The sequence below is a fragment of the Lentilactobacillus raoultii genome, assembly GCF_900411375.1.
GTDB classification, from domain to species: domain Bacteria; phylum Bacillota; class Bacilli; order Lactobacillales; family Lactobacillaceae; genus Lentilactobacillus; species Lentilactobacillus raoultii.
Genome location: NZ_LS422984.1, coordinates 189,642 through 214,965, shown reverse-complemented (window position 1 = coordinate 214,965; position 25,324 = coordinate 189,642). Strand labels below are relative to the sequence as shown.

Annotated in this window: 31 protein-coding genes and 1 pseudogene; 4 read left to right on the top strand and 28 right to left on the bottom strand. The window is 38.1% G+C overall.

Annotation, left to right across the window (positions count from 1 at the left end):
* Positions 1-2: 2 nt before the first annotated feature.
* Positions 3-194, top strand: coding sequence for a PspC domain-containing protein (locus ED605_RS02640; RefSeq protein WP_121977366.1), 192 nt, complete (start codon positions 3-5; stop codon positions 192-194).
* Here ED605_RS02640 and ED605_RS02635 read toward each other — a convergent pair.
* From ED605_RS02635 to ccpA, 15 genes are all read right to left on the bottom strand, one after another.
* Positions 172-813, bottom strand: a complete 642-nt coding sequence (locus ED605_RS02635) for a TIGR01906 family membrane protein (RefSeq protein ID WP_306419361.1) — start codon at positions 811-813, stop codon at positions 172-174. The genes ED605_RS02640 and ED605_RS02635 overlap by 23 nt on opposite strands.
* Before the next feature lies 1 nt (position 814).
* Positions 815-1,591 carry a TIGR01457 family HAD-type hydrolase gene (locus ED605_RS02630; RefSeq protein ID WP_121977364.1) on the bottom strand — a complete coding sequence of 259 codons (777 nt, stop codon included), beginning with the start codon at positions 1,589-1,591 and terminating at the stop codon, positions 815-817.
* Positions 1,592-1,611: 20 nt separating this feature from the next.
* Positions 1,612-2,205, bottom strand: a complete 594-nt coding sequence (locus ED605_RS02625) for a YutD family protein (protein ID WP_121977363.1) — start codon at positions 2,203-2,205, stop codon at positions 1,612-1,614.
* Between the two features lie 14 nt (positions 2,206-2,219).
* On the bottom strand, positions 2,220-3,611 hold the full coding sequence (locus ED605_RS02620) for a bifunctional metallophosphatase/5'-nucleotidase (RefSeq protein ID WP_121977362.1): 1,392 nt from the start codon (positions 3,609-3,611) through the stop codon (positions 2,220-2,222).
* A gap of 12 nt (positions 3,612-3,623) precedes the next feature.
* Positions 3,624-4,232 carry a metallophosphoesterase gene (locus ED605_RS02615; protein WP_121977361.1) on the bottom strand — a complete coding sequence of 203 codons (609 nt, stop codon included), beginning with the start codon at positions 4,230-4,232 and terminating at the stop codon, positions 3,624-3,626.
* Between the two features lie 134 nt (positions 4,233-4,366).
* Positions 4,367-5,743, bottom strand: a complete 1,377-nt coding sequence (locus ED605_RS02610) for an amino acid permease (RefSeq protein WP_121977360.1) — start codon at positions 5,741-5,743, stop codon at positions 4,367-4,369.
* 205 nt (positions 5,744-5,948) lie between these two features.
* Positions 5,949-7,145: an acetate/propionate family kinase gene (locus ED605_RS02605; RefSeq protein WP_121977359.1), complete on the bottom strand. Its 1,197-nt coding sequence runs from the start codon at positions 7,143-7,145 to the stop codon at positions 5,949-5,951.
* 21 nt (positions 7,146-7,166) lie between these two features.
* A complete protein-coding gene (locus ED605_RS02600; protein ID WP_225419027.1) occupies positions 7,167-8,180 on the bottom strand; it encodes a class I SAM-dependent methyltransferase in 1,014 nt (337 codons plus the stop codon).
* Between the two features lie 288 nt (positions 8,181-8,468).
* Positions 8,469-8,918, bottom strand: a complete 450-nt coding sequence (locus ED605_RS02590; RefSeq protein ID WP_121977356.1) for a ComGF family competence protein — start codon at positions 8,916-8,918, stop codon at positions 8,469-8,471.
* Between the two features lie 140 nt (positions 8,919-9,058).
* Entirely contained in the window at positions 9,059-9,496 is a 438-nt protein-coding gene (locus ED605_RS02580; protein WP_225419026.1) for a prepilin-type N-terminal cleavage/methylation domain-containing protein, read from the bottom strand.
* Entirely contained in the window at positions 9,486-9,809 is a 324-nt protein-coding gene (gene comGC / locus ED605_RS02575) for a competence type IV pilus major pilin ComGC (RefSeq protein WP_225419025.1), read from the bottom strand. The genes ED605_RS02580 and comGC overlap by 11 nt, the downstream gene beginning before the upstream one ends.
* 1 nt (position 9,810) lies before the next feature.
* Positions 9,811-10,872, bottom strand: coding sequence for a type II secretion system F family protein (locus tag ED605_RS02570; protein ID WP_306419360.1), 1,062 nt, complete (start codon positions 10,870-10,872; stop codon positions 9,811-9,813).
* Positions 10,802-11,773: a competence type IV pilus ATPase ComGA gene (gene comGA, locus ED605_RS02565; protein WP_121977352.1), complete on the bottom strand. Its 972-nt coding sequence runs from the start codon at positions 11,771-11,773 to the stop codon at positions 10,802-10,804. The genes ED605_RS02570 and comGA overlap by 71 nt, the downstream gene beginning before the upstream one ends.
* Positions 11,774-11,893: 120 nt before the next feature.
* Positions 11,894-12,628 (bottom strand): YebC/PmpR family DNA-binding transcriptional regulator, encoded by a 735-nt coding sequence (locus ED605_RS02560; protein ID WP_121977351.1) that lies wholly within the window; start codon positions 12,626-12,628, stop codon positions 11,894-11,896.
* Positions 12,629-12,731: 103 nt separating this feature from the next.
* A complete protein-coding gene (gene ccpA, locus ED605_RS02555; RefSeq protein ID WP_121977350.1) occupies positions 12,732-13,733 on the bottom strand; it encodes a catabolite control protein A in 1,002 nt (333 codons plus the stop codon).
* Positions 13,734-13,947: 214 nt separating this feature from the next.
* Here ccpA and ED605_RS02550 point away from each other — a divergent pair, with 214 nt between their 5' ends.
* Positions 13,948-15,045 (top strand): M24 family metallopeptidase, encoded by a 1,098-nt coding sequence (locus ED605_RS02550; RefSeq protein ID WP_121977349.1) that lies wholly within the window; start codon positions 13,948-13,950, stop codon positions 15,043-15,045.
* 80 nt (positions 15,046-15,125) lie between these two features.
* Here ED605_RS02550 and ED605_RS02545 read toward each other — a convergent pair whose 3' ends face one another.
* Together ED605_RS02545 and ED605_RS02540 are read right to left on the bottom strand one after the other, a co-directional pair.
* On the bottom strand, positions 15,126-15,635 hold the full coding sequence (locus ED605_RS02545) for a YtxH domain-containing protein (RefSeq protein ID WP_191981331.1): 510 nt from the start codon (positions 15,633-15,635) through the stop codon (positions 15,126-15,128).
* A gap of 35 nt (positions 15,636-15,670) precedes the next feature.
* On the bottom strand, positions 15,671-16,081 hold the full coding sequence (locus ED605_RS02540; protein ID WP_121977348.1) for a DUF948 domain-containing protein: 411 nt from the start codon (positions 16,079-16,081) through the stop codon (positions 15,671-15,673).
* A gap of 268 nt (positions 16,082-16,349) precedes the next feature.
* Here ED605_RS02540 and ED605_RS02535 point away from each other — a divergent pair, with 268 nt between their 5' ends.
* Positions 16,350-17,231, top strand: coding sequence for a mechanosensitive ion channel family protein (locus tag ED605_RS02535; protein ID WP_121977347.1), 882 nt, complete (start codon positions 16,350-16,352; stop codon positions 17,229-17,231).
* Positions 17,232-17,344: 113 nt separating this feature from the next.
* On the opposite strand, the gene cbpB is transcribed toward ED605_RS02535, so the two are convergent.
* From cbpB to murI, 4 genes and pseudogenes are all read right to left on the bottom strand, one after another.
* A complete protein-coding gene (gene cbpB / locus ED605_RS02530) occupies positions 17,345-17,845 on the bottom strand; it encodes a cyclic-di-AMP-binding protein CbpB (protein WP_121977346.1) in 501 nt (166 codons plus the stop codon).
* A gap of 26 nt (positions 17,846-17,871) precedes the next feature.
* Positions 17,872-18,327: pseudogene (locus tag ED605_RS02525) on the bottom strand (YfcE family phosphodiesterase).
* A gap of 50 nt (positions 18,328-18,377) precedes the next feature.
* Positions 18,378-18,977, bottom strand: coding sequence for an XTP/dITP diphosphatase (locus ED605_RS02520; protein ID WP_121977345.1), 600 nt, complete (start codon positions 18,975-18,977; stop codon positions 18,378-18,380).
* Positions 18,974-19,768, bottom strand: a complete 795-nt coding sequence (murI, locus tag ED605_RS02515) for a glutamate racemase (protein ID WP_225419048.1) — start codon at positions 19,766-19,768, stop codon at positions 18,974-18,976. The genes ED605_RS02520 and murI overlap by 4 nt, the downstream gene beginning before the upstream one ends.
* A gap of 153 nt (positions 19,769-19,921) precedes the next feature.
* Here murI and ED605_RS02510 point away from each other — a divergent pair, with 153 nt between their 5' ends.
* Entirely contained in the window at positions 19,922-20,434 is a 513-nt protein-coding gene (locus ED605_RS02510; RefSeq protein WP_121977344.1) for a DUF2507 domain-containing protein, read from the top strand.
* 57 nt (positions 20,435-20,491) lie between these two features.
* On the opposite strand, the gene trxA is transcribed toward ED605_RS02510, so the two are convergent.
* The 7 genes from trxA to ED605_RS02475 form a co-directional block, all read right to left on the bottom strand.
* Positions 20,492-20,803 (bottom strand): thioredoxin, encoded by a 312-nt coding sequence (gene trxA, locus ED605_RS02505; RefSeq protein ID WP_121977343.1) that lies wholly within the window; start codon positions 20,801-20,803, stop codon positions 20,492-20,494.
* Positions 20,804-20,945: 142 nt separating this feature from the next.
* Complete coding sequence (locus ED605_RS02500; RefSeq protein WP_121977342.1) at positions 20,946-23,309, bottom strand: endonuclease MutS2; 2,364 nt, start codon at positions 23,307-23,309, stop codon at positions 20,946-20,948.
* Positions 23,306-23,815 (bottom strand): CvpA family protein, encoded by a 510-nt coding sequence (locus tag ED605_RS02495; protein WP_121977341.1) that lies wholly within the window; start codon positions 23,813-23,815, stop codon positions 23,306-23,308. Before ED605_RS02495 ends, ED605_RS02500 begins: the two co-directional genes overlap by 4 nt.
* Before the next feature lie 7 nt (positions 23,816-23,822).
* Complete coding sequence (locus tag ED605_RS02490) at positions 23,823-24,086, bottom strand: cell division protein ZapA (RefSeq protein WP_121977340.1); 264 nt, start codon at positions 24,084-24,086, stop codon at positions 23,823-23,825.
* Between the two features lie 100 nt (positions 24,087-24,186).
* A complete protein-coding gene (locus tag ED605_RS02485) occupies positions 24,187-24,525 on the bottom strand; it encodes a DUF1292 domain-containing protein (RefSeq protein WP_121977339.1) in 339 nt (112 codons plus the stop codon).
* Positions 24,526-24,528: 3 nt separating this feature from the next.
* On the bottom strand, positions 24,529-24,963 hold the full coding sequence (ruvX, locus tag ED605_RS02480) for a Holliday junction resolvase RuvX (protein WP_121977338.1): 435 nt from the start codon (positions 24,961-24,963) through the stop codon (positions 24,529-24,531).
* A complete protein-coding gene (locus ED605_RS02475; protein ID WP_008214881.1) occupies positions 24,960-25,241 on the bottom strand; it encodes an IreB family regulatory phosphoprotein in 282 nt (93 codons plus the stop codon). Before ED605_RS02475 ends, ruvX begins: the two co-directional genes overlap by 4 nt.
* Positions 25,242-25,324 lie beyond the last annotated feature (83 nt).

Sequence of the window (25,324 nt, the reverse complement as noted above, 5' to 3'; positions counted from 1 at the left end):
AAATGAAAATTAACATTCATCGCTCAAATGAACACCGAATTTTTGCCGGTGTAATCGGTGGGCTAAGCGAAAAATATGGTTGGGATGTCACACTTGCCAGAGTGATCTTTGTGTTGCTTGCAGTTACCCCAATTTTTCCTGGAGTTATCGCTTATTTAGTTCTTTGGCTTCTCATGAAGGATCCGATCGATTAAGCGATCGCTTGCCTAACAGATAAATGACACCTTGAATCAACAAGAAAAGTATAAAGAATAGGCTAAAGCATTCCAAGAAAAAAGTATCCGGTAACATATTAATGACCGGATCCGTATTTGGATCAAAAATCCAGTCGCGATTTCGAAATAAAATTTCGTGAAAATAAACAAAGACCTGCTCAAAATTAATCGCCATTACTGAAATAATTACTAACGATAGGACTGTTACCACTTTAACGGGTGTTAATAAGATCCACGTTAGTGATTTTTTGTTTAAGCGATGAATTATCCATATTGAACATGGGCCTAGAATAAGCATCACAATATTATTAAAAATCACCAGATGGCGAACATCACGAAAATGTTTTAATCCATTATCAGAGCTAATAAAATACTTTAGATTAAGTGATTTAACAAATGGATTTTGAATATAGTTAATCATCCGCAGATAAACGACGTGAAGCTTATCTGCGGAGATTCCGGTTGCCGCTGACAAATGAAACAAATGACTATTTAGATCAAATAGCCAAATTGAATTAATTGTCAGAAAAATCGAAAATGAAAGGCTTCCAAGAACAATGATTAATGCGATACCGATTTGTTGAGCTGTTAATTTCAATTTAAAGCCGCCATTCATCTAAACTATCAATCTGATACGTTGGCATAATTGCTTGTGCTTGAACTTGCTTTCTAGTTGATAACCCTGTGTAAACGATTAATGTATCAATATTAGCATTTATTCCGGCTTTAATATCAGTATTATAATTATCGCCGACCATCAAAACATCTTTTTTGTTAAGGCCAATTTTGGTTAAAGCACTTTCGATAATCCGAGCCCGTGGTTTACCAATCATAATGGGTGCTTGTTGGGTAGCATATTCAACAAACTTAACCACTGACCCCGCACCAGGCATCATGCCGCGTTCTTTAGGAATGTTAGTATCTGGGTTAGTCCCAATAAACCGGGACCCCGCTCGAACTGCTAAGACAGCCTCTGAGAGCTTCTCATAAGTTAAATCCGAATCTAATCCAACGACAACATAATCCGGATGATCAGCTTCAAGCCGAAACCCACTTGCCAGAATAACTTGCTTAAGCCCAATTTCTCCAACAATGTAAACTGAAGGGTTTGGACTTTTTTTATCAGCATTCATGAAATCCACAGTTGCCATCCCTGATGTATAAACATTGTCCGGTTCAACATGAATATCATGATTTTCACTCAAATTTTTAACAACATCTCGCGGCAGCTGTGTTGAATTATTCGTAACAAACAAGAACGGTATTTTTTGAGCTTGCAGTCTCTCAATAAATCTTTTAGCAGCGGGAATTCTTTTTTTGCCCGCATACACCGTTCCATCAAGATCAATCAAATAGCCCTTATAAGATTTTGCCACCTCTTATTGCCTCCATATTTTTATTTTTTACTTTCTCGGATAATAAAATGGTGTTTATTGGCGCTTTCTTCAGTCTTCACAACTAAATTTTTCCGTTTTTGAAGCGGCGGCTTAACCGGGGCAACCTTTTGTTCAACAAATGCATGTTGGTTGTTTCGACGATGACTGTTCCGAGAGTGGTTTTTAGAACCTCGCCGACGATTGTTATTACGAGATCGGGAATTTTTATTATTTCTTGATTTACGAATGATTGGCCTTGCTTCTAAATTATGTACGACAAAATATGCCGCACCAAAGTTGATATCTTCAAGTAAATAATCATTTAATTCACCAATAAATGGGCCGCCCGCAATGTCTCGATCATCATTATAAAATCCCTTAAGCCGTAACTGGCCATATCCCCAATCGCCAACAATATAATCATATTGGCTTAGTGCAGGGTTATAGCGTCGAGCGAATTCATCAAACTGAAAACCATTTTGTGAGTCAAGTGAAACCGTATACTGATGATTATTAATAGTAAACTTATCTTCGGTTTCACGTTTAATTTGGGCGAGTGGTCGCCTTTTGGAATCCTGCTCAGAAATTAATGCATCAAATTGTTTTCGATCCATCTTAAAGCCTCCCTTCAACCATTGATCGGATAATGTTTTGCCATGTAATCACCGAAGACATCTCTCAAGTTTTGATCATATAAAATTTCATTATGACCCACAATTTCCAGAGTTGGAAAAAAAGGAATAAATAAATAGTGATCCGGCATTGCAACTTGATACTTTTTAACAGGCGAAACTAATTCTTCATGGTAAAAAAGTTGGCCGGCATCTGAATCATAGCGTAACCCACTATAATGCAACTCACCAAAAACCTTCCCTCGAAAGCCCATTCCTTTTTGGGGAAATTTAACTAAAAAGTTTCGATTTTTTTCCATTTCCTTAATTAATCGCCATAGATCATACCCACCCAGCGTTACTCGCATCACATGCATTGCATGCGGCAGCATTTGATGCAATTCATTTCGATCAACCAACCCTTCAGGTAAGTTACGAAGAAACAACCCTGAGCTTAAAATGCCGGCTCGTGTTCCAGCTTTCTCCATAATTGCGTGCAGGCCTTCATTTACCAAACGAGAATGACCAATTAAATTCGTAGTCATTGGCGTTTTAATTCTGGCCAATTTATTTCTGGCTAATAATTTTTCGCCAGTTTCTTCATAATTTTTGATTTCAGCTTTGTCAGTTGATTTTTCGGGTAAAGTATTTGTCTGAATAACCATGGCTTGACTATCAACCAATTTATGATTTGAATCCACTGTTAACGTGATTTGGCCGATATAGTGTCCCCACTTTTCAGCCGCTGCCAGTAAAGATTGATTAACCCGCTGTCCGTGAATCAATAAATGGTGTGTATGAGAACCAATAATAACATTCAGCTGTGGAAATTTACGAGCCAACAATTGATCCTCTGGTAGCCCTAAATGGGAAAGTAACACTACTAAATCATATTGGCCAGCATATCGTTTCAATAATCTCGGTAAGACCTTTTCAGGTTCAATTGGTCGCCAGCCCAGGATTGGATAAGTCAATGAATATGGTGCAGTTAGCCCCAAAATTAAAATTTTAGTGCCATTAGAGGTTGTCATGAGTTTTGCTGGCTGAGACCATTTGGGCATTAACTTTGTTTTCATATCCAATAAGTTTCCAAGAACTATATCAAAATTAGCATCGTTATATAGTCGATTCAGTTGCTCATGCGTATTAGTTAACCCTTCATTATTGCCAATTGTCACTGCATCATAGTGGATCTGGTTAAGTAATTCAACATTAGCTTGACCGTTAGTTACTTCTGTTAGGGGGTGGACCCGGTCAACAGCATCGCCTAAATCCACGGTAATGACAGATGAATTCTTTTCGTTTAATAATTTTTTTCGAGTTTCTAATATATATCTACGAATTCGTGGCCAATTTTCAAAATGCGAATGCAGATCATTAGTGTGCAAAATTGTTATTTTTTCCGTCATGAGTTCCACCTATCAATGTCGTTTTGCAAAATCTATTTGTTTTTGAGCCACCATTTCTTCAATTTCTTGTTGAGAAAAGGGTGTTCCAAATGGTGGTTTATGCTTTAAATAGTCAACTTCCGGTGTATCAACGCCGACATTAATATCTTCTTTAATTGGTACTGAGTAATGATGAATATGACCATGAAGGTTAATAATCTGTTTAACAATCCCCATCATCATAGGATAATGTGTTAAATAATACTGACAATGATTCATTTTAATCAAAACACCCACATCATGAAATTCAAACTTAGGGTGATTATCAACCAAGTAGTTATGTTTAGCCAGATATTTAAACAAATTTCTGGAATCATGATTCCCCTTAATTAAAACCAACCTACCGTTTAATTGCTTTAAAATTTCAAAAATCCGTTTATAGGCTTCTTTTTCCGGCTTGGTATGCAAAATTGCAATATCTCCCAAATGATAAACAACGTCATCTTTGCCAACCCGTCGATTCCAATTCTCGATAATTGTGTCATTCATATCTTCAACTGTCAAAAATGGTCTGGGCGCAAATTCACTTATTCCAAGTAATCTTTCATGAAAAAAATGAGTATCAGCCGTAAAAAATTGCATATAACATTCTTCTTTCAAGTACAGCCATTACCTTAACTATCATAACACTGCCTCATTATATTTTCCGTTATTATAACGAAAATAATAGAGGTCCGAAACAAAAGCGATCTTGTTCCAACCTCTATCAAAAACGACTAACTTTTTGAGTCAACTTTATTTTTAAAGGTTTTACCAAGAAATAAAATAGTTAACCAAATTATTGAACCAAGCAACGCAACCAACGTGTCGGTCTTAAAAAGCAGAACAATTCCCACAAATACGAGAAATGCCAATACAAAATAATCAGAAAACGGGTAAAATGGCATTTTAAATTCCAGCTTTTTAGCAGAAATCCTTTTTTTAGCAAGCTTTCTGTACTTAATATGTGCTAACACAATCATTCCCCAAACAAATAAGAAACACGTGGTGGTGACACTCGAAATAAAGCTAAACACATCGCCAGGCATTAAAATACTCAGCACAACGATTAATGCGATGACAAAGGTCGAAAATAAAATGGCATTAAACGGGATTTGCCGTCGCGATAGTTTACCAACTGTTCGATGAAATTTAGATTGCCCATTATAAGTCAATGAAAACATCATTCGTCCCGTTGTAAAAATTGAACTATTACAAGCCGAAATTGACGCCGTCAATACAACAAAGTTGATAATTGTCGCCGCCGAGCGAATACCAATCCCGGAGAAAACTTGTACAAACGGACTGGATGTTGGCGAAACATTTTGCCACGGGAAAATGCTCATCAATGCTAATAGTGATCCAACGTAAAAAAGTAGGACACGCGTGGGCACTTCATTAATACTTTTTGGAATTGTGACCTCCGGATCTTGAGTTTCAGAAGCCGTCATCCCAATCATTTCAATTCCAGCAAATCCGAATAAAACCATTTGGAAGGAAAGAAAAAAACCGGAAGCACCATTCGCAAAAAAGCCACCACTTAAAATATTGCTTACCTGAGCGTGACCATAGGGTGTTTTGTAATGAACCAACACTAAAACGATGCCAATGACAATCAACGCCACAATTGCCGCGATTTTAATGATTGACAACCAAAATTCTGTTTCACCAAAGGCAGAGACAGCAATGATATTAACCAGAAATAAAACTGTTAAAATAACTAAACCGGTTAGCCACACGGGAATTTTTGGAAACCAGAATTGAACATAGAGTCCCGTAGCGGTTAAATCAGCCATCGCAATCGAAATCCAACAGGTCCAATAGGTCCAGCCAATGACAAAACCGGCTTTATCGCCCAAATATTTTTTAATAAAAAAGACAAACGAATTACCGCTTAAATCTGATAATAGTAGTTCACCCAAGGCTCGCATTAATAGAAAACAGGCAAAACCCGCAAGTAAATAAGCGAGAATAATTGACGGTCCAGCGAGATGAATTGATTGACCAGCTCCCAAGAACAAACCGGTTCCAATCGTTCCTCCTAAAGCAATTAATTGAACGTGACGATTTTTTAAGCCACGTGAAAACTGATGATCGTCATTTTGATTCTCCAAAAAAACGCCTCCTAATTCTTAAATTAAAATTAACAGCTAAATTAAACAAAAAGGCCGAAACAAAACTAACGTTTTGCACTCAGCCTCTCTAGAGTAATTAGATTTAACAAAACATAGAATACGATCTTTTATTTTGAAAATTATTTGATCGTAACAGGCTAAGCGTTGCTAACGACGTTTACCCTTTCTAAAACTAATTATTTAACTAACCCTGTTGACGCAATCTTTCAATATCTCGAACAATCATCAATTCTTCATTAGTTGGAATCAATAAAGTCTTAACCTTAGCATCCTCAGCCGAAAGATCACGTTCCACACCTCGAATATCATTCTTCTTAGGGTCAACTTTAATCCCAAAATAGCCTAATTTATCAGTTACTTCTTGACGAATCATGATATCATTTTCACCAATTCCAGCAGTAAATACCAGCGCATCGATACCACCCATTTCAGCAACATAGCTTCCGATATAACGGATAATTCGGTTCTTAAAAATTTCACGAGCCAACATTGCTCGATGATTTTCGTGCATAACACCTTCGATTTCGCGCATATCAGCTGAAACACCTGAAAGACCAACTAAGCCTGATTTGTGATTTAAAATATCAACCATATCATCCATGTTCTTAATGTTGGCCTTTTCCATCACATACTGAAGTGCTGATGGATCTACATCACCAGAACGAGTGGCCATTGTAATTCCAGCTACTGGTGAGAAGCCCATTGAAGTGTCAAATGACTTACCATCTTTAATGGCATCAATTGAAGCACCAGCTCCCAAATGCAAGATAACTAATTTAAGATCTTCTAGCGGTTTGTTAAGCATCTTAGCCGCACGTTGTGAAACGTACCGGTAACTCGTACCGTGAGCGCCATACTTACGCACCTTAAAGTTTTGATAGTATTCATAAGGTAGGCTGTACATGTAATTAACTTCAGGTAACGTCGTATGGAAAGAGGTATCAAAAACAGCGATGCTAATTGTATTCGGCAAAATCTTTTTAAATGCCTTAATGCCGAGAATTGCAGCTGGTTCATGAAGAGGTGCAAATTCAGTCAATCCTTCAATTTTCTTAATGACGTTATCATCGATTACGACGGAATCTTTAAAATCTTCACCACCAGCCACAATTCGATGTCCAACACCGGTAATTTCGCTATAATCTTTAATAATATTTAGACTCAACAGCTTATCTAAAACTAATTGGATTGCCTGCTCATGATTGTCAATGTCAAGTGTATCCTTGTACTTTTGACCATCACCATATTTAATTGACACTGATGAAGAGCCAAGCCCGATTCGATCAATCGCCCCACTTGATAAAACCGTTTCTTCAGGCATTTGGAACAACTTATATTTCAAAGTAGAACTACCAGCATTAATTGCAATCGATTTTCCCATCGTAATATTACTCCTCTGTTTTTATTGTAAAAGATCCTTTTTCTGCCAATCGTCAATTTCAGTTAAAAATTTCTGAAAAGCTGACCGATCTTTAAATGACGGAAATTCTCCCAACATAATTGGACTGGCCTGCTTGGCATTTCCACCAACTTTTTGCAAGATCATAATCGCTTTTTGAGCCGACTTATTTTGAAAAAGTTCATTTGGCAAATTTAAAAGACCTTGTAAATACACATTTCCTTGCATCCATTTAAGCAATTGCTTAGCTTCAGCCGTTTTAAAGAGTTGACTTGGAACAAGGAAAAAACCATAACCACCTTTTTTAACATGGTCCATCGCAAATTCAATCATCAAGTGATGCACATATGAATGACCAGTCGAAGCTCGCGTACTGAACCCTTTAGTGTTTTCATCAATTGGGTAATAGCCAATTGGTAAATCACTGACAACTACATCAACGATTGGTGCCAACACATTCTGGATTGTATCTTCATGAAACAGTTCCGCATGTATATGTTGAATATCAAATGAATTGGCCGCCAATTCAAACATTGCGTCATCATTTTCAATACCTGAAATTGAAGGCTGGACGTGAATGCTCTCCACCAACTGGTTATAAATAGCCGTTAGTAAATTACCTGTCCCCATAGCAGGGTCAAGTAGACTAAGTTGTGATCGCCCATTGAAGATGCCTGCAATGATGTAGCCAATAACGTTGGCAATCGTATCCGGGGTTATTTGGTAATTAGCCTGTATCTTATCAACTCGAATTGCCTTTAAAACTGCCATTTGGATTGCTTTACGTAAGGTTTCAGCGTCATAATCCTCCCGATCAAATTCGGCATACCGTTGTCGAACTTGTTCAGCACCAGTACCGGTTAATCCCAAAGAATCATCGTCACCGCTTTGAACAGTATCCAACACTTCAATTAACGAATCCAGATATGATTGGTCTCGTTGCTTTTGAACGAGTTCAGTCGTTTCGTTAAGTAAACTAAAGAAGCGTTCGATTTGTCCTTCTGTCAGAACACTCAACTCCTTTTCGTAAATTACTATAATACTACTAAATACTACCAGAAATAGCTTTAGTAATTCAAGTAGCTTTATCATAATATTAATTAACGATGAGTGTCCCTAGAATGATTAAAGTGTGATTTAACCGCTGTCGGCTGATTCTGAAAGTGTTTCTGCTTCCAGCGATAAGTGCGAGTCATTGTTTGGATTGTTTCGATTTCTCGTCGATATGAAAGACATTGAAAAATTAAACATGATAATAGGAGTCCTGTAAAAATAATTGAAACAACCGTCAGGGAGCCGCTTCGGCTATTTTTTCGAAGTAGTCGGCAACTTTGAATATGCGATGTTTTTTTCACCGTTTTTAAACGTAACACTTGTCGTCACCCCTTTCGCTGACTTTTTCCAGCAAACCTTTTGAACATTAATTAAGATCGGCACGTGCCCCAAATGATTACCAGTAAACCGAATCATCGTTTGATATTGTTCCATATGATACCGCTTTTTAGTTACTGGACTGTAAAGTAAGACATCATCATTGGTAGCTTTTACAATTTGAAACCGAAAGTGATCTGATTCTAACAAGTCGATGAAAGCATAAAAATTGGTTGTTTGATCTTCAAAAGCACGTGTTACAAAATTAATCATTGTCATAATCGTCCAAATTGCAAATGTACAGATAATTAAACTAATCATACTTTCAATCAACAAATATCCCGGACGGTTAAATCGTCTATTTTGATCGAAGTTGATTTTCATATCGATGCCTCTCGGTAATTAGGGTTTGCTGGCTGCGATCAATTTGCTGGTTCATTTGGCGCGTCATGCCAATATAGAAAACACTAAAAAGTGAAATGATTGTTAACCCAATCAAGGAATCAATCAATGTAAACCCTTCTCTACTTTTTTTGATCAACTTTAAAACCACTCCATCCTAGTTGAAATTTTTGTAAATAAACCGTTTCGTTATTCTTGGAATGCCAGTAAACCGTCGTTGGAGCTGAATAACCGTCAGCATTAATAAAAAGTCGTCGAGCACGATAAGGTACTAACTGAGCCGGACATTTCAAAATCTGTTCTCGAGCATTAGGACTAAATGGGATAAACTCCACCTGATTTTCCGCACGTTCAATCAGGACTTCGTATTTACAATTATTTAGCCGAGCAGATTGTTGAGACTCTGCCCAACATTTTTTGAATAATTGCCAGAACAGGGCATTGTCTGGATGACTACTCTTTATTACCGTTATCAACATCAAATTAATTAAAAGCACACTGACAATAATTCCTAAGTAAATGATTAACTCTAAAACGGTGAATCCTTTTCTATTTGGCATTATTTTCTAAAATTTTAATTCCTTCACGTTTAGCTTGCGAAATCTGCTTTTTGGTTAGATATCCACCGTTTGACAGATCTTCATAAGAAACCTGCGAGTCAGTTGGATGCTGACTTTGATAAGCATCAATTTGAGCTTGAACCATCGATTTCATTGCTGACGTATGAACAGTTTGTGCGTGCTTTCGCTGGTTCGATAGATTAGGGATGACGATCATGATTAGTAAAGAAATAATAAACAGAACAATTGTCATCTCAATCAAAGTAAAACCGTCACGAGATTTACGATGATTAGCTGTCATTTGATTTTTCATTTTAATAAAGCCCCTTTACTGAATTATAGATTGGCATTAAGAGTTGAAAATAAGTCAATACAATGGTGACACCAATAATCAAAAACATTGTCGGTTGAATAAAGCCAATCGCCTTATTTGTTTTAGCGATCATCTCTTCAAACATTAACTTTGAATAAGCAGTCATTGAATTTGCCATACCAGAAACTGTATCGCCCGAATTTAGAAATTTAATAATTTCTCTCGGGATAATCTGATGGGTTCTTAACAGCTTTTTTAACGAGCTTCCATTGGTAAGTGCAATGTGAAGTTTCTCGCCCAATTCATAAATAATTGAATTTTTATTTTGTGCCATGAATGTTTCATAAATTTCTTTGACGCTAAGACCGTTTTTCAATAGAATTGCAAGATTACTAGCCAAATAGTAATTCAAATAGCATTTAAAAATTGGTCCAAGCAATGGCGTTTTGGCCAAAATTTCGGCTTTCTTTAAAGGCGATTGTCGGAATAGATAAATGCCACTCATGAGAAAAACAAGTGCAACAAATAATCCGATAATTCCTAAAAAAATTGGGTTAATTCGTGATGAATTAGCAGCTGAAACTTCTGGCAGTAATGTTGCAATTTGTGGAAAAACAACGGTATGAATGAGCACGACCAGCAACAAAAGAATAAAACAGAGAAATAACGGGTAGACCATCATGGCCTTTATTTTCTGAATTTGTTTAATTTTTAACCGATCAAATGTTGCCAACTCTTGTAAGACAGACTGAAGTTGACCATGTTTTTCTGCAATCATCAGTTGATAATAAGCAGACGGAGAAATTAGGGGCTTAGCACATTCTGAAAAGCCCAAACCGGTTTGCAAATTAAGAATAATTTTTTCCGTTCCAGGTTTCAAAGTTTGATCGGTTTCCCGAATAAATTTCAAAGCTGCTGTTAATGAAAAACCAATCTTCAAAAGATTCGCCAATGAGCTAAAAAATTCAGCCTGGGTTGCCATACGCCATTTTTTAACCGTACCAATATTTTTTGGCAGTTTCTCGTGTAATTTGGCGTTTAGAGATTGCGCGTTCGAGTTCACCTTGCCAATCACTCCAATCATATGATTTTATTCTTGTCAGTTCGTGTAAAGAATGTGCCTTTAATAAGGCTCGTTTACCGCCATTAATTGTCGGAATCAATCGCTGATAACCGATTGCGGTTAAAGATTGAAAGATAAATTGTTCTTCAATTCCCAATTGTTTCAATCGACTGATTACCCCACAAGGGTCTTGGGCGTGAATCGTTGAATAAACTAAATGGCCACTAAGTGCCGCTTTAATTGCCGCCTGTGCTGTAAGGGAATCGCGAATTTCCCCAATTATAAAAATATCTGGTCGATGCCTTAAACCGACCTTTATCAAATCTGAATAATCCATCCCAGCCTCACGATTAACTTGGAGCTGCAGATAATTAAGCTGTTTGATTTCAACTGGATCTTCAATTGTCATCACAACTTGATCCGCCGCAATCTGATTCACCAAATTATAAATCGTCGTTGTTTTTCCGGATCCGGTTGGCCCGGAAAAAACAATAAGCCCTCGATGACCTGTCAATTCCTGAAGTTCAAATAAGGCTTGTTGATTAAAAAAAGCTGTCTTAACATCTTGAAGCTCATAGATGATTCGAATAACCATGGATTCAGCACCTAAAAAATCACCAACAGAAGAAAGCCGTAATGAATACTGTTTATGATCCGCTTGCCAAGTCATTGAACCAATTTGTGGTCGCCGGCTCTCACTAAGCGCCATATTTGCCATATATTTACAATAATTAATCATTCGACGGGCTTGCTCATTCTTGACCTTATCCCAAATCATCAATAATTCAGCATTGCGAATCTTAATTAAGTAATAATCATTGACTGGCAAAAAGTAAATGTCACTTGCTTGATGTTTAATGGCCGCATTATACAATTGAGCCACTTGTTCACTAATTTCCATTTTTTCACCTCACAATAATTAAATACGTGAAGTAAGGCCGAATTTTCTCAAAAAATAAGACTGACTAAAACATTTCTGTTCTTAGTCAGTCTTACTGGTTGTTTGGTTATTAAATTAAGCTTAACTATTTTCGGGTAAAACAGCTGCTTCATAAACATCCTGGACATCATCATTATTTTCAAGTTCATCAATTAAACCTGTATATTGAGAAATTTTGTCTCCAGGAACCTCAGTTGTCGTTTCAGGGAAAAGACGAACCTCAGCTGTATCCAAATCATAACCCTTTTTTTGTAATTCATCACGAACGGTTGTCATCGAAGATGGATCTGTAAAGATCTGAAAGGCTTCGTCCGTTGTCTTCATATCATCTGCGCCGGCATCCAATGCATCCATTAAAACATCATCTTCACTTTTGTTTAGACCCTCACGCAAGATTTCGATAAAACCTTTACGATCAAACATGTATGATACAGAACCACTGGCACCTAGGGAACCACCGTGATGTGTAAATGCCGATCGAATAGCGGCCGCAGTCCGATTTTTATTATCAGTCAAAGCTAAAACCATGATCGCTGTGCCACCAGGTCCGTAACCTTCGTAAGTGATTTCTTCAAATTTAGCACCGCCAACACCTGATGCCTTATCAATTGCACGTTGAACATTATCTTTTGGCATATTGGCAGCTCGAGCTTTTTCCATTACTAACCGTAATTGAGGATTATTTTCTGGATCAGGATCACCTGCTTTAGCAGCTTGATACAAGTCACGTGATATTTTTTGGAAAATCTTTCCACGTTTAGCATCTTGGGCATTCTTACGCCCTTGGATGTTATGCCATTTTGAATGTCCTGACATAATGACTCCTCTTTTCTAAATTTATTACTAGTTTCAAACATACGACAATATCTTACCAGATACCAGAAGCTGTTTCAAGTCACGGCATATAATCCAAAACAACTTACTTAGTCGATTCCCGCTTCATCAGTCCATACGGCAGTAAAACATTTTTTTCATCCACTTCTTCATTGTTCATTAACTTGGTTAATAGCCGCATTGCCACAGCACCAATGTCATAAAGAGGTTGTGTAATTGAAGACATCTTCGGTCGTACCATTTCAGTTAACTTGGTATCATTACTGGTGATCACTTCAAACTGATCTGGCACCTTAACGCCGGCATCAGACATCCCATTCATAATACCTGCAGCCAACTCATCATCCGTTACCATTGCAGCTGTTGCGTTAACTGACATTAACGCAGGTTGTAACAACGTGCCAGTCTTGTATGTATCATCCGTTTCAAAGACCAGCTTGTCGTCGTAAGGAATTCCTGCACTTTTAAGTGCTTTTTTATATCCTTCCAGACGGAACTCTCTGTTAATGGCTTGCTCCAAAGGTCCACATACAAAAGCAACCCGCTTGTTACCCCGATCAATCAGGTTTTTAACTTCTTCCTGAACTGCGGCAACGTAATCAATATTAACGCTTGGCTTTAAATTCTGCTCGTCAACGGAACCTGCCAGTACAATTGACGTCTTGGTTCGTTTGAATTCTTCTCGCAACTGGTCTGTAATTTCATTACCCATGAAAACAATTCCATCAACCTGTTTTGACAACAACGTATTTAGAACCTTGATTTCCTTTTCACTGTTTGAATCAGAATTAGTCAAAATAATATTGTATTTGTACATAGAAGCAACATCATCAATCCCTCTGGCTAATGATGCAAAGTACATATTGGTTACATCCGGAACAATAACACCGACCGTAGTGGTCTTCTTACTTGCTAATCCTCTGGCAACTGCATTTGGCCGGTAATCTAATTTTTCAATTACGTCCAGAACTTTCTTGCGAGTTGCCGGCTTCACATTGGCATTTCCATTCACAACTCTTGAGACCGTTGCCATTGAAACATCAGCTTCTCTGGCAACATCATAAATTGTAATCGTCTGTTTATCCATTTTAATAGCCCTTTCTATCCAGATATCATCAGTTTTCATGTCTTTTCAAAACATCATTCAATATACCAAATAAACACGCTGACAGCAAACTGAAAACGTTTTCAAGTAAATCATAAACTAAGAACTGTGAAAATTCAAGTGAAAACGCTAAATTATAGTAAATTGACTGGCCCTTCGTGATATACTGTTGATATTCTATTTAGGAGTGTGTGATATGGACAAGATTGAGAAAATACAACGTTGGCTTGCTGAGAAAAACCGTGATATCGCTTTTATTAGTGATCCCAAAACGATTCAATATCTGAGCGGCTTTTATAGTGATCCCAATGAACGGGTGTTACTGCTGGTTATTTTCAAAAATAAAGCGCCATTTCTGTTTGGTCCGGCACTTGAAACCGAAGCCATTAAAGAATCTGGCTGGTCCGACCCAGTTTATGGATATCTGGATCATGAAGCACCATGGAAACTGATTGGAGATCAAATTCGTGCCCGTGAAACGGATGACACTTATTTTGCAATTGAAAAAAGTAATTTGTCAGTTGCCTGGCTTGAATCAGCGCAACAAGAATTCCCAAGCGCTGATTTTTCAACTGATCTCACGCCAATGATAAATCAAATGCGACTCATCAAAGATCAAGGTGAAATTGAAAAACTAAAAGTTGCTGGAAAATGGGCCGACTTTGCCTTTAAAACCTGTTTTGAAGCCGTTCGGGTCGGTCGCCCAGAATCAAGAGTGGCCGCTGAAATGTCCTATGCTTTAATGAAAAGTGGCATAATGGAGCTTAGTTTCCCAGCACTAATTCAATCGGCAGCCCACGCGGCAGAACCACATGGTGCAACCAGTGATAAAAGAATCGAAAATAACGCGTTGGTTCTTTTCGATTTGGGCACTGTCTGGGATGGCTACATTAGCGATGCAACCAGAACAATCGCCGTTGGAAAGCCCAATGAAAAATCCCTAGATATTTATAAAGTTTGCCTAGAGGCTCAGTTAGCCGCTCAAGAAGCTGCTAAGCCTGGGATTACGGCGGCAGAACTTGATAAAGTGGCCCGGGATATTATTTCAAAAGCTGGTTACGGCGACTACTTTAATCACCGATTAGGGCATGGTATGGGCATGAGTGAACATGAATTTCCATCAATCATGTCTGGAAATGATTTGGTACTCCAACCCGGCATGTGTTTTTCGATTGAACCCGGCATCTACATTCCAAACGTAGCCGGGGTTAGAATTGAAGATTGCGTACACATTACTGAAGATGGTAATGAAGCATTTACTCACACGACAAAAGAATTACGGTATTTTGGTTAAAAATAATTCTTAATACATCAAAGGGCTGAACGTTTAATGACGTCCAGCCCTTGTAATCAATAGGTGTGATTGACGATAATTTAATTAGATGTGTGATCGTCTGAATCAGACTCCGTTGATTTCGAATCAGTTGAGTTTGGTTGACTTGTTTCAGCTGATTGATCAGCCTTGGTAGAAGAAGTATTGTTTTTCTGTTCTGATTTTTCAGTTGAGGTAGCTTTTGAATAATCTGCATCGCCAAAAGCGTCTCGCGCATCGACAATAATATCATCCTGTGCCGGTGTTCGAACATCCTTATCCTCATTCTTACCGGATTTAAAGGACTTGGCTTTCCCTGCTAAATCATCGGAAGCCTCCCTAACATGATCTTTAGTATGATGGAATTCGTCTTTAAATGCGTCCCTAAAATCACTTACAGCATCGTTAGCGTAAAAAGCGTAATCAACCGCCCGATCTTTTAATTCATCTGTTTTTTCCCGAAGTCCGCGTTTTAACTGATGCTTACGATTCTCATCCATTTTTTGGTAAGCTGCATACAAACCTGCACCTAATAATCCTGCAAACAAGCCACCAACTAATTTTTTACCCATTAAAAACATCCTTTCCCTTTAAAGTTGAGCTAATTTTAATTTTTCTTAGAATGTCGATGCTTACTAAACATATTCCAAGCAGTTTTACCGACTGTACCGGCAATACCAGCCGCTGCACCTTTTTTACCTGTGTTTTTAACTTTCGATGTTAAATGCTGCGTCGCTTTATTTAAATCTGAAACACTCTCACCTAAATCGGCAGCTGCTTGAAATACCGGTGTCACAATATTCAGCTTATCATCAACATCTTTAACCAATGTATTGGAAGTCGCCATAATTTTATCCGTCTGCTTGGCAATTACATCGACGTTGCTCGTCATTGACCGAATTGACGTATTTACTTCAGAGATTGTCCGACTAAGTTTTAGTAAGAACATCCCAATAAAAATTACCAACAACAAAAATGCAATTGCAGCAATCAATCCCGCAATTTGTCCAGCCGTCATGTTCTTCCTCCTTGTGCAACAATTTACTTAAGAATAGCATTCTAATAAGCTTTTGACAATGAAATTGTCTATTTTAATCACCGTAATCGCTGTCATTTACTATCTGATTTTTGGCTTTTCAGAATCGTTTAAGGCGATTTTTAGATTGATCGCTCTGTCATTCATGCAAAATTAGCTAACATCACTTTCTTGATTCACTTGTGCTCAACCATCAATTTTTGATAGGATAAAGTGAATCAAGATTTTACACAAGGACGGATCAACTCGCATGCAAGTAACTCATTTAATATCCAATACCGTTAATTGGCAGCAATACATTCACTTTGTTAACTGGCAACAACTGCTCACAACAATTAGCGAAAAACTAATTATTTTGATTTTTTTTACAATTTTAATGCTGGTGTTCCGAAAAATTGGCAAGGCACTAATTAACCATTTCTTTAAGCGATATCGTCAAAAATACCAAGATACTGTTACGGAAAAGCGCATTCGAACTTTCCATACCCTTTCAATTAATGTGTTAAGTTACGTACTGTGGTTTTTCTGGATATATTCGGTTCTCTCCACTCTCGGTGTACCAGTTGGCACATTAATTGCCAGTGCTGGTGTTTTTAGTTTAGCTATTGGGCTTGGTGCCCAAGGATTTGTTACAGATATTGTGAGTGGCTTTTTTATTCTTTTGGAAAAACAGATTGAGGTCGGCGAATACGTTCAAATAAACAATATCCGTGGCACCATTACCGCTGTTGGTCTTCGAACCACTCAGATTGTTGCCGATGACGGAACGCTAAACTTTATTCCAAATCGGTCAATTACGATGATTGCAAATATGTCTCGAAACAACATGACTGCCATGATTCAAGTTGGCATTCTACCAGAAACACCGATTGATCAGGTTATTACGATTATTAATCAGGTAAATCAACGCGAAATCAAACATTATCCAGATATTATCGGTGATCCAAAAGTGATTGGAGCAGTTAGTCTGCCAGATGGTAAATTAGTGGTTCAGGTCAATATCACTACTAAAAACGGTGCCCAAGCCAAAATTTCTCATGACTTTTTAGCTCTGTATTTAGCTGAACTTAACAAGCGCCACATCCACTTGCCGTCCAGCCCGGTCGTTTTTAATCGTCCGCCTGAAAAGTAGCTGGCAATCTACCAATTTTCGTCACTAAAAGCCCCGACTTTGTTTATTGCCGGGGCTTTTAAGTTTAATCTAATTCAATTTTGTAAATATTCACCAAATTTAGAAACCAATTGTTATTGAGCAGCCGATTGCTTCAAATTCGCTTCTTGATAAGCTGGTAATGCAATGTAACGTTTAGAAAAGTTATGGGCAAGAAAATTAATTTCTTTAAATAGTTCCCGGCGTGTAATGATTCCCAAAAAACTATTATTGTGATCAACGTAGGGAAGAAAATTTTCGTTAACCAAATGACGCAAGATAACCTCTAAATTTTCACGCTCATAAATTGTCGGAACATCTTTTTGCATGACCTCTTTAATTTTCATACTATCCAAGGGACGCGTTGTAATGCCGGTATCCAACAGCATCTGTTCCGTAATCATTGATAATGAAACCAAACCCTTGAAATGATTATCCTTATCAAGTACCGGGATTTTAGCATATTTTACCTTCGTCAACACCAGAAATGCGTGTTGTAAATTGTTGTCCTCATTGACAGTGGCCACCAAATCTGCAGGGATTAGAATATCCCGCTTGCTTTGGCGCATCACCGTTTCAATTGGTTTGTCAATCATCTAAAAATGACCTTCCTTTCAATTGATCAGAAGCAAAACCGTAAATTATTGAGCGCGTTAAATTTTCGATCATAAAATTGAACAATCAAGTGGAAATTTTCCAAACTGACAATTGCATACGTTCCACCAAGATAAGCATATTGACCGCGTGGAAAAGAAATACTGCCCGGATTAATAAACAAGATCCCTTGATCCTTCACAACCCCCAACTGATGAGTATGTCCATACAAGACAATCTTGGCAGCTTCACTTTTGGCCAATAATTCCAAATTCAGTAAACCAGCATTTACATTTTATAAATGACCATGTGTCAGTAAAATAGTTTGCTGATCAAGTGTCACAAGTTCTTGATTGGCGAACGCTGCATGATCCATATTTCCCTTGACAATGTGTAAATGGGGTATTAAAGGATCGGTTAAATCGAGTTCGGAATCACCGCAATGAAAAATACCGTCAACTTGGTGATCATACCGATCAATCAAATCTGAAATAATTTGATGATTGCCATGACTGTCACTAACAACCAGTATTTTCAATTTTCCCACCGTTCCTGAAGCTGCGAGATCAGTTGTCGAATAGCCCGGCCACGATGACTAATAGCATTTTTGTCGTGTGTCGACATTTCTGCTAAAGTTAGCTGCCGTTCTGGTACATAAAACAACGGGTCATAACCGAAATTATTGGCACCACGCTTGTCGCGTAAAATTTGACCATTAACGCGTCCCTTAGCAACAACCTTTTCCCCCTCTGGTGTTAAATATATCAGAACTGATTCAAAATAGGCATCCCGATCTGTTTTATTTTCCATTTCTTTAAGAAGTTTAGCATTATTAGCATCATCATCATGATCCCCAGCATAACGAGCCGAATGGACCCCCGGTCGACCATCCAGAGCTTTGACAACCAACCCTGAATCATCAGCAATAACCGGTAGTTTCGTAAATGACATGATGGCTGAAGCCTTTAATAAAGCATTCTCTTCAAAGGTCTGGCCGGTTTCATCAACATCGGGAACGTGATCAAATGATTTCAAGGATTCAATTTGAATATCGGTTCCCTTGAAAGCCTCGTTAAATTCTTTAACCTTATTGACATTTTTAGAAGCAATCACAATGACCCTTGGCTTTTTCAACTAATAGCATCTTCTTTCCCTAAGTTTAGATGGTCGGCATGAATCTGCTTTCCTAATAGTTGATCAGCAATTCGTGTAAACTCTTTTTGATCACCAGTGGTAAAGAAAGCCTTAATCTGTTGTTCAGAACCCGCCTGCCTTAATTGATGATGTGACTTAAGATACCCAGCCACATCCTTGGCTGTAGAGATTCCTGGATTGATCAATGTTATATTTTTAGCAATTGAACTTCGAATTTCAGATTCAAGAGCCGGAAAATGAGTACATCCCATTACCAAAGTATCAATTTGTTTATCATCAAAAAAAGCTAGTTGCCGACTAACCTTTTTTTGAGCGTCTTTTGTACCAGCATCTCCATGTTCAACCATTGTAACAAAATCTGGGCAACCCAATGAGTAAACCTTTGAACCAGCGTCTAATCTCGTAATAATTCTTTCGTAATCTCCGGAATTAACCGTTCCATTAGTCGCAATCACACCAATTTGATTATTCTTTGTTGACGCAACTGCTGATTTTGCACCAGGCATAATGACACCAATTACCGGAATTGGTAAATATTTTGTTAAGTAATCCAGTGAAGCAGCCGTTGAGGTGTTACAAGCAATCACGAACATCTTAACGTCCTGTTTCAACATGTAATCTGCAATCCGTTTAGTTAATTTCCTAACAGTTGCTGAACTTTTCTGACCATATGGCAAGTTAGCCTGATCCCCAACAAAAATATAAGATTCGTTGGGAAGAATTTTAACAATTTCTCTTAAGACGGTCAGACCGCCAACTCCAGAATCCATTACGCCAATTGGCCGATTATCCACGTCAATTCCTTCTTCCTTTTTGCCAACAATCACTTTAATTATTCTTTGCGATATTTGACAAACAAAACAGATTTCATGAATATATTGTATAATAAATTTATGACAATTTGCATTGATGGAGATTAAAAAATGGATAATGAAACATATAACACAATCATACGCAATCCGCAACTGGCAGATTTGTTAGGTCAAGCTCTTATCAGAGATGACCTGATGCCAAGCATTCTCGGATCAGATAATCATGAAATTTCATATTGGGCAGGAAAGCATTTGGCTAGAAATCACCGCTTGGCAAATTTCGATGACCTAATTGCCTTCTTTGAGCAATTTAAACTGGGCTCTTTAAAGTTGCTCAAACAAACTAGTCGTCAGATCAGCTGGCAATTAAGCGGTGAAATTGTCAAGAGTCGATTAGATTTGTTTGATGATCCGGATTTCTATTTGGAAACCGGGTTTATTGCCCAAAGTTGCCAGTACATCACAGATCAAACTGCTGAAGCTGAGATCGAAAAAACCAGTCCTAATAAGGGAATCGTCCTAATTGATGCCTTTCTAGGAAAGGATAAACCAACTGACGATCAGGAATCTACCAGCATTTTTAAATTAAATCAATCAGGAGTTAATTCAGCTGACGATGACTAAATAAAAACGACCCACAATTTTCTTTAAGAAGATTGCGGGTCGCTTTTATTTTAAAAATTAGTCAGTATACTGAGCTAAGACTTTCTTTAACTGTTCCTTGGGATGATAGCCAACCACCGTATCGACCACTTGACCATCTTTCTTAATTAAAAGTGTTGGAATACTCATAATCCCAAATTTGGAAGGTGTTTCCGGATTTTTGTCAACGTCCATTTTATTAAAGGTGACGTTATCCATTTCATCCGACAACTCTTCGACAACGGGTGACTGCATGCGGCAAGGACCACACCAAGTTGCCCAGAAATCGGTCAAGGTAACACCCTTGGCAGTATCATTTTCAAAAGTTTGATCTGTTGTTTCTTTTACCATATCAAACACTCCAATCTTTCAATAGTTTTATACTAACAATTTTATAGTAAAAAGCAACCAATTGCACGCAATTCTTTATATTAATCTGAATGAATTTATTTAGACCTGTTACATCGCCTATTCACTACGCTATAAAGTCATTCTAAAATTTGACTACTGTGGAACCATCGCCGCCTGCATTAGGAGCTGAGTAGCCAAAACTCTTCACTCGACTATTTCGCTTCAGGTATTCTGTTACGCCCTTTCTAAGCGCGCCTGTGCCCTTTCCATGAATAATTGTAACAGAGGGATAGCCTGCCAGTAAAGCGGCATCAATGTACCTGTCAAGCTCATACATCGCCTCTTCATAACGATGCCCCCGTAAATCTAAAGTGGGAGACATACCACTGGAACGAGTTCTTGAAACATGTGTCTGAAACTGTTGTTTAGGTTGCTTTTCAGGAGCTGCCTTTTCAAGATCACTCTCATCGATCTGCATTTTCAGAATTCCCAGTTGAACTTCCCAAGTCCCATTCTTACTACGACGAATCAAAGTTCCTTGTTGACCGTAAGATTTGACCAAAACTTCATCACCTGGATGAAAATTATGCTTGGCCTTTTCCTTTCGAAGTACCTTATTTTTTTTGAGCGCCGGCGCTACTTCAAGCTGATTTAAAGCCCCTTTGGCATCAATTAATTCATTTTCTTTCACGGGAGTTTGACCAACTAATTGCTGTTTACGATGAAGATCCTCAATAATTTGATCAGCACGTTTTTTGGCCTTTTCAACAACCTGATTTGCCTGTTCGCGGGCTTGTTCCAATAGCCGGTCTTTTTGAACTTGATACTGATCAAATTTACTTTGAAGATCTGCGTGCAATTTGGTCGATTCTGCCAATTGTTGATTTAATTTATCTGCCTCATCATGGGCTCGTTTGGTTTGAGCCGTTAATTCATCAATCATATGATTAATATCCTGATTATCTGTATCAGTAAAAGATCTGGCTTGATTAATAATTTTTGGAGATAGTCCCAGCCGACTCGCAATGTTAAGCGCATTACTTTGACCTGGAATTCCCAGTAAAAATCGATAAGTTGGTCGTAATGTGTCAACATCAAATTCCATCGATGCATTAATAATCCCCGGTCGGTTATAAGCATAAGCTTTCAGTTCCGGATAATGAGTTGTTGCAATCAAGTCACAACCTGTTTGGTGAATCGCATCAATAATTGCCATTGCTAGAGCCGCTCCCTCTTTAGGATCAGTTCCAGCACCCAACTCGTCCAACAAGATAAGACTTTTTGGCGTCATTGATTTTAAAATCGAGACAATGTTATCCATATGAGACGAAAAAGTACTTAAATTCGCTTCAATAGATTGATCATCACCAATATCCGCAAAAATATCATCGAAAACTCCGATTCGACTTTCCTCATTGGCCGTAATAAACAATCCTGATTGACCCATTAATTGGAGAAGCCCAACCGTCTTGATTGTAATCGTTTTACCACCAGTATTAGGTCCGGTAATAATAATAGTGGTATATTGATCGCCAAATTGAATATCATTGGCAACGACCTTATTTCGATCAATCAATGGATGGCGTGCCTGACGCAGGTTAACACTATTTTTACTGGAGATTTCCGGTAATACAGCACCAATTTGATGGGCATATTTTGCCTTTGCGTTAACAAAATCAAGCTGACCCATCAAATTCATATTCATTAATAGTTCCTGTCGATATGGTCTAAGCAAATCAGTTAACTCTGCTAAAACTCGTCTTTCTTCCGTTCGTTGAGCCAGCTGATCGCGCCGCAATTGATTATTCATTTCAACGACATTGCTTGGTTCAACATACAGTGTTTGCCCAGAAGCACTTTGATCATGGACAATGCCACCAAAGTGTTGCTTATAGTCTGCCCGGATTGGCAATACAAACCGATCTTCACGCATTGTGATAATCGGTTCTGTTAAATATTTAGCATCCGATCCCTTTAGATATTTACCCATCCGCGTCCGGATATCACTTTGTGCTCGAGAAATCGTTTGACGAATCCGACGCAGCTGCGGTGAAGCATCATCTAAAATGCTGCCGTCATCATCAATCGAACGAATCATTCGACTCGTAATTTCAGGCATTAGCGTCAAACGCTGAACTGTTTGAGAAACCACGGATAAGTCGACTGCTTCATCCTGAAAATCATCAAAAAAGTCACTAACGGTTTTAACGGCTCTTAATAATTTAGTTATATGAGAAAGTTCCGTCCCGCTTAAAGCAGCGTTTTCAATTCTCAACCGCTTCATATATGGTGAAATTTCTGTTAACTTTGGGATCGGTATCTCACCCTTTAACCGAACAATGTTTGCCCCGTCTTCAGTTTCCTGAAGTCGTTTGGCAACTTCCCGGTGATCGGAACTTGGTCGCAGCTTTTGAACAATTTCATGACCACGATCGGTCGTCAAAAAGTCCGCAAGTTGCCCTTTGATTTTATTATATTCGAGTGTTTCTAAAACTTTTTCGTTCATAAATTTTCCCCATTTGAATTTGTAGTCCAAAAGTTTGCCAATTTTTCAGATAAAATCGGTGTCTGCTTGATAATCCATTGCGAAATGACTGATTGATTGTACTGCTGTTGGATTTCTTGGCTGGGGACCAGGATTAAAAAATTTAGCAATATAAAAACCAGCAGATACCTGATCACTAAACTAATCCCACTGCCAAGTAATGAATTGATCTGACTTATGACTGGTAATTTAGTTATTGGATTAAACAACTGACGTAGTACTCGGATGACTTGCCAAGCAAGTGAAAACACAATGATGAAAATGATAACTTTAAAAAGAGGGTGATTTTTATCTGAATGACTAAACCAATAACTGATAAATGTCATGACTGGATCTGTCAGGAGAAAGCCCGCTGAAACTGAAATGACAAGTCCAACCAGACTCAAAAGTTCATTAACAAATCCCCGTCTCCATCCAGTCCAAAAACCAATCGCCAAAATAGCCATGATGATTAAATTCAGTACCATGGATTGGTCACTCCAATTCTTGAGACTGGGATTTACCCTTAATTTTAGTCAATCGCTCTTCTAATTCAAATTGTTTAGAAATTGCGTTAAAGGCTGATAGAATGGCTCGCTGTTCATCAGAAGCATTAGGCATCGCCCGACGTAGTTGCGTTAACTGTTCATTAAGAAGGTCTGAGACAGCCTGTAAATGTTCATCTGAACCTTTGCCAACCAGAATATACTTTTTCCCGCCGATTGTCGTTTTGAAACGCCGCTTCTCGTTTTCTGACATTAAATCACATCCTAAAAATATTCAACTAAAAAGGACTGAGCCCAAACTTTGTACTCAATCCCTTTGTCATTGTTACACTGATATTTCAAATAATAATCAATTACTGATTGTCACTATTGCTGTCTGAGCCGTTCTGATCGTCACCATCTCTACCTAAAAAGGTATTTAAAACAGATTCAATCATATCCCATTCCTTATCAGTCTGAATCGGCTGAAGTTCTCCTCCTTGAGGATCGCTAGGGTCATCACCGGCAGGAAGTGCATAAGCTTGAATTTCAACCTCTTCATTATCTTTTTTACCTGCAGGATAAATCAAAATGTAGGAACGATCGAAATCTTCTGACTTAAAAGTGAATAATACGTCGTAGAGTGTTTCCTCGCCATTATCATCGACTAACGTAATTTGTTGTTGTGTTGGATCTTCTGCCATATTTTGCATACCTCATATTCTAGTTAATTTTCCTTTTCGGTCCAAGTAGTTTTGCAGAATTAAACCTGCAGCCAACTTGTCAATGACCTTCTTACGTTTTCTTCGTGAAATGTCCGCCTCTTCAGTTAGCATCCGCTGTGCTTCAACTGTTGTCAAGCGTTCGTCCTCAAAGTCTACCGGAAGATTAAATTTCTTTTCTAATCGATCACCATACTGTTGCGAGGCTTCTGCTCTAGGGCCCAAAGAGTTATTCATATTCTTCGGAAGACCGATTACAAAGCCGTCAACTTGATACTTTTTAACTAATTGAGCTACCCGTTGTAACCCAAATTCACCATTATCCTCATCGATAGAGATAATTTCAACTCCCTGAGAAGTCCACCCTAGCGCATCACTCACTGCAACTCCAACCGTCTTGGAGCCGACATCTAATCCCATTAATCTCATTTTTCACCTTTTTTTGAATCGTTTGGATGATTATCAAGATAAAAACGAACCAACTCTTCAATAATTTCATCGCGTTCATGTCTTCTAATCAAATTTCGAGCATCCAGATTGCGTGGAATATAAGCAGGGTCACCGGAAATTAGATAACCGACAATTTGATTGTATGGATTATAACCCTTCTCTTCCAGTGCTTTATAAACTGTTAATAACGTATCTCGAACGTCCTTTGGCTGATCTTCATTGAAGTTAAAAAACATGGTTTTATCTAACGAACTCATACAATTCACCTCTATGACGTAAGGTCATTTGTATTAATTTTAACTGATTATCGTTGAAACTACAATCAAGTGAACGAATGTAA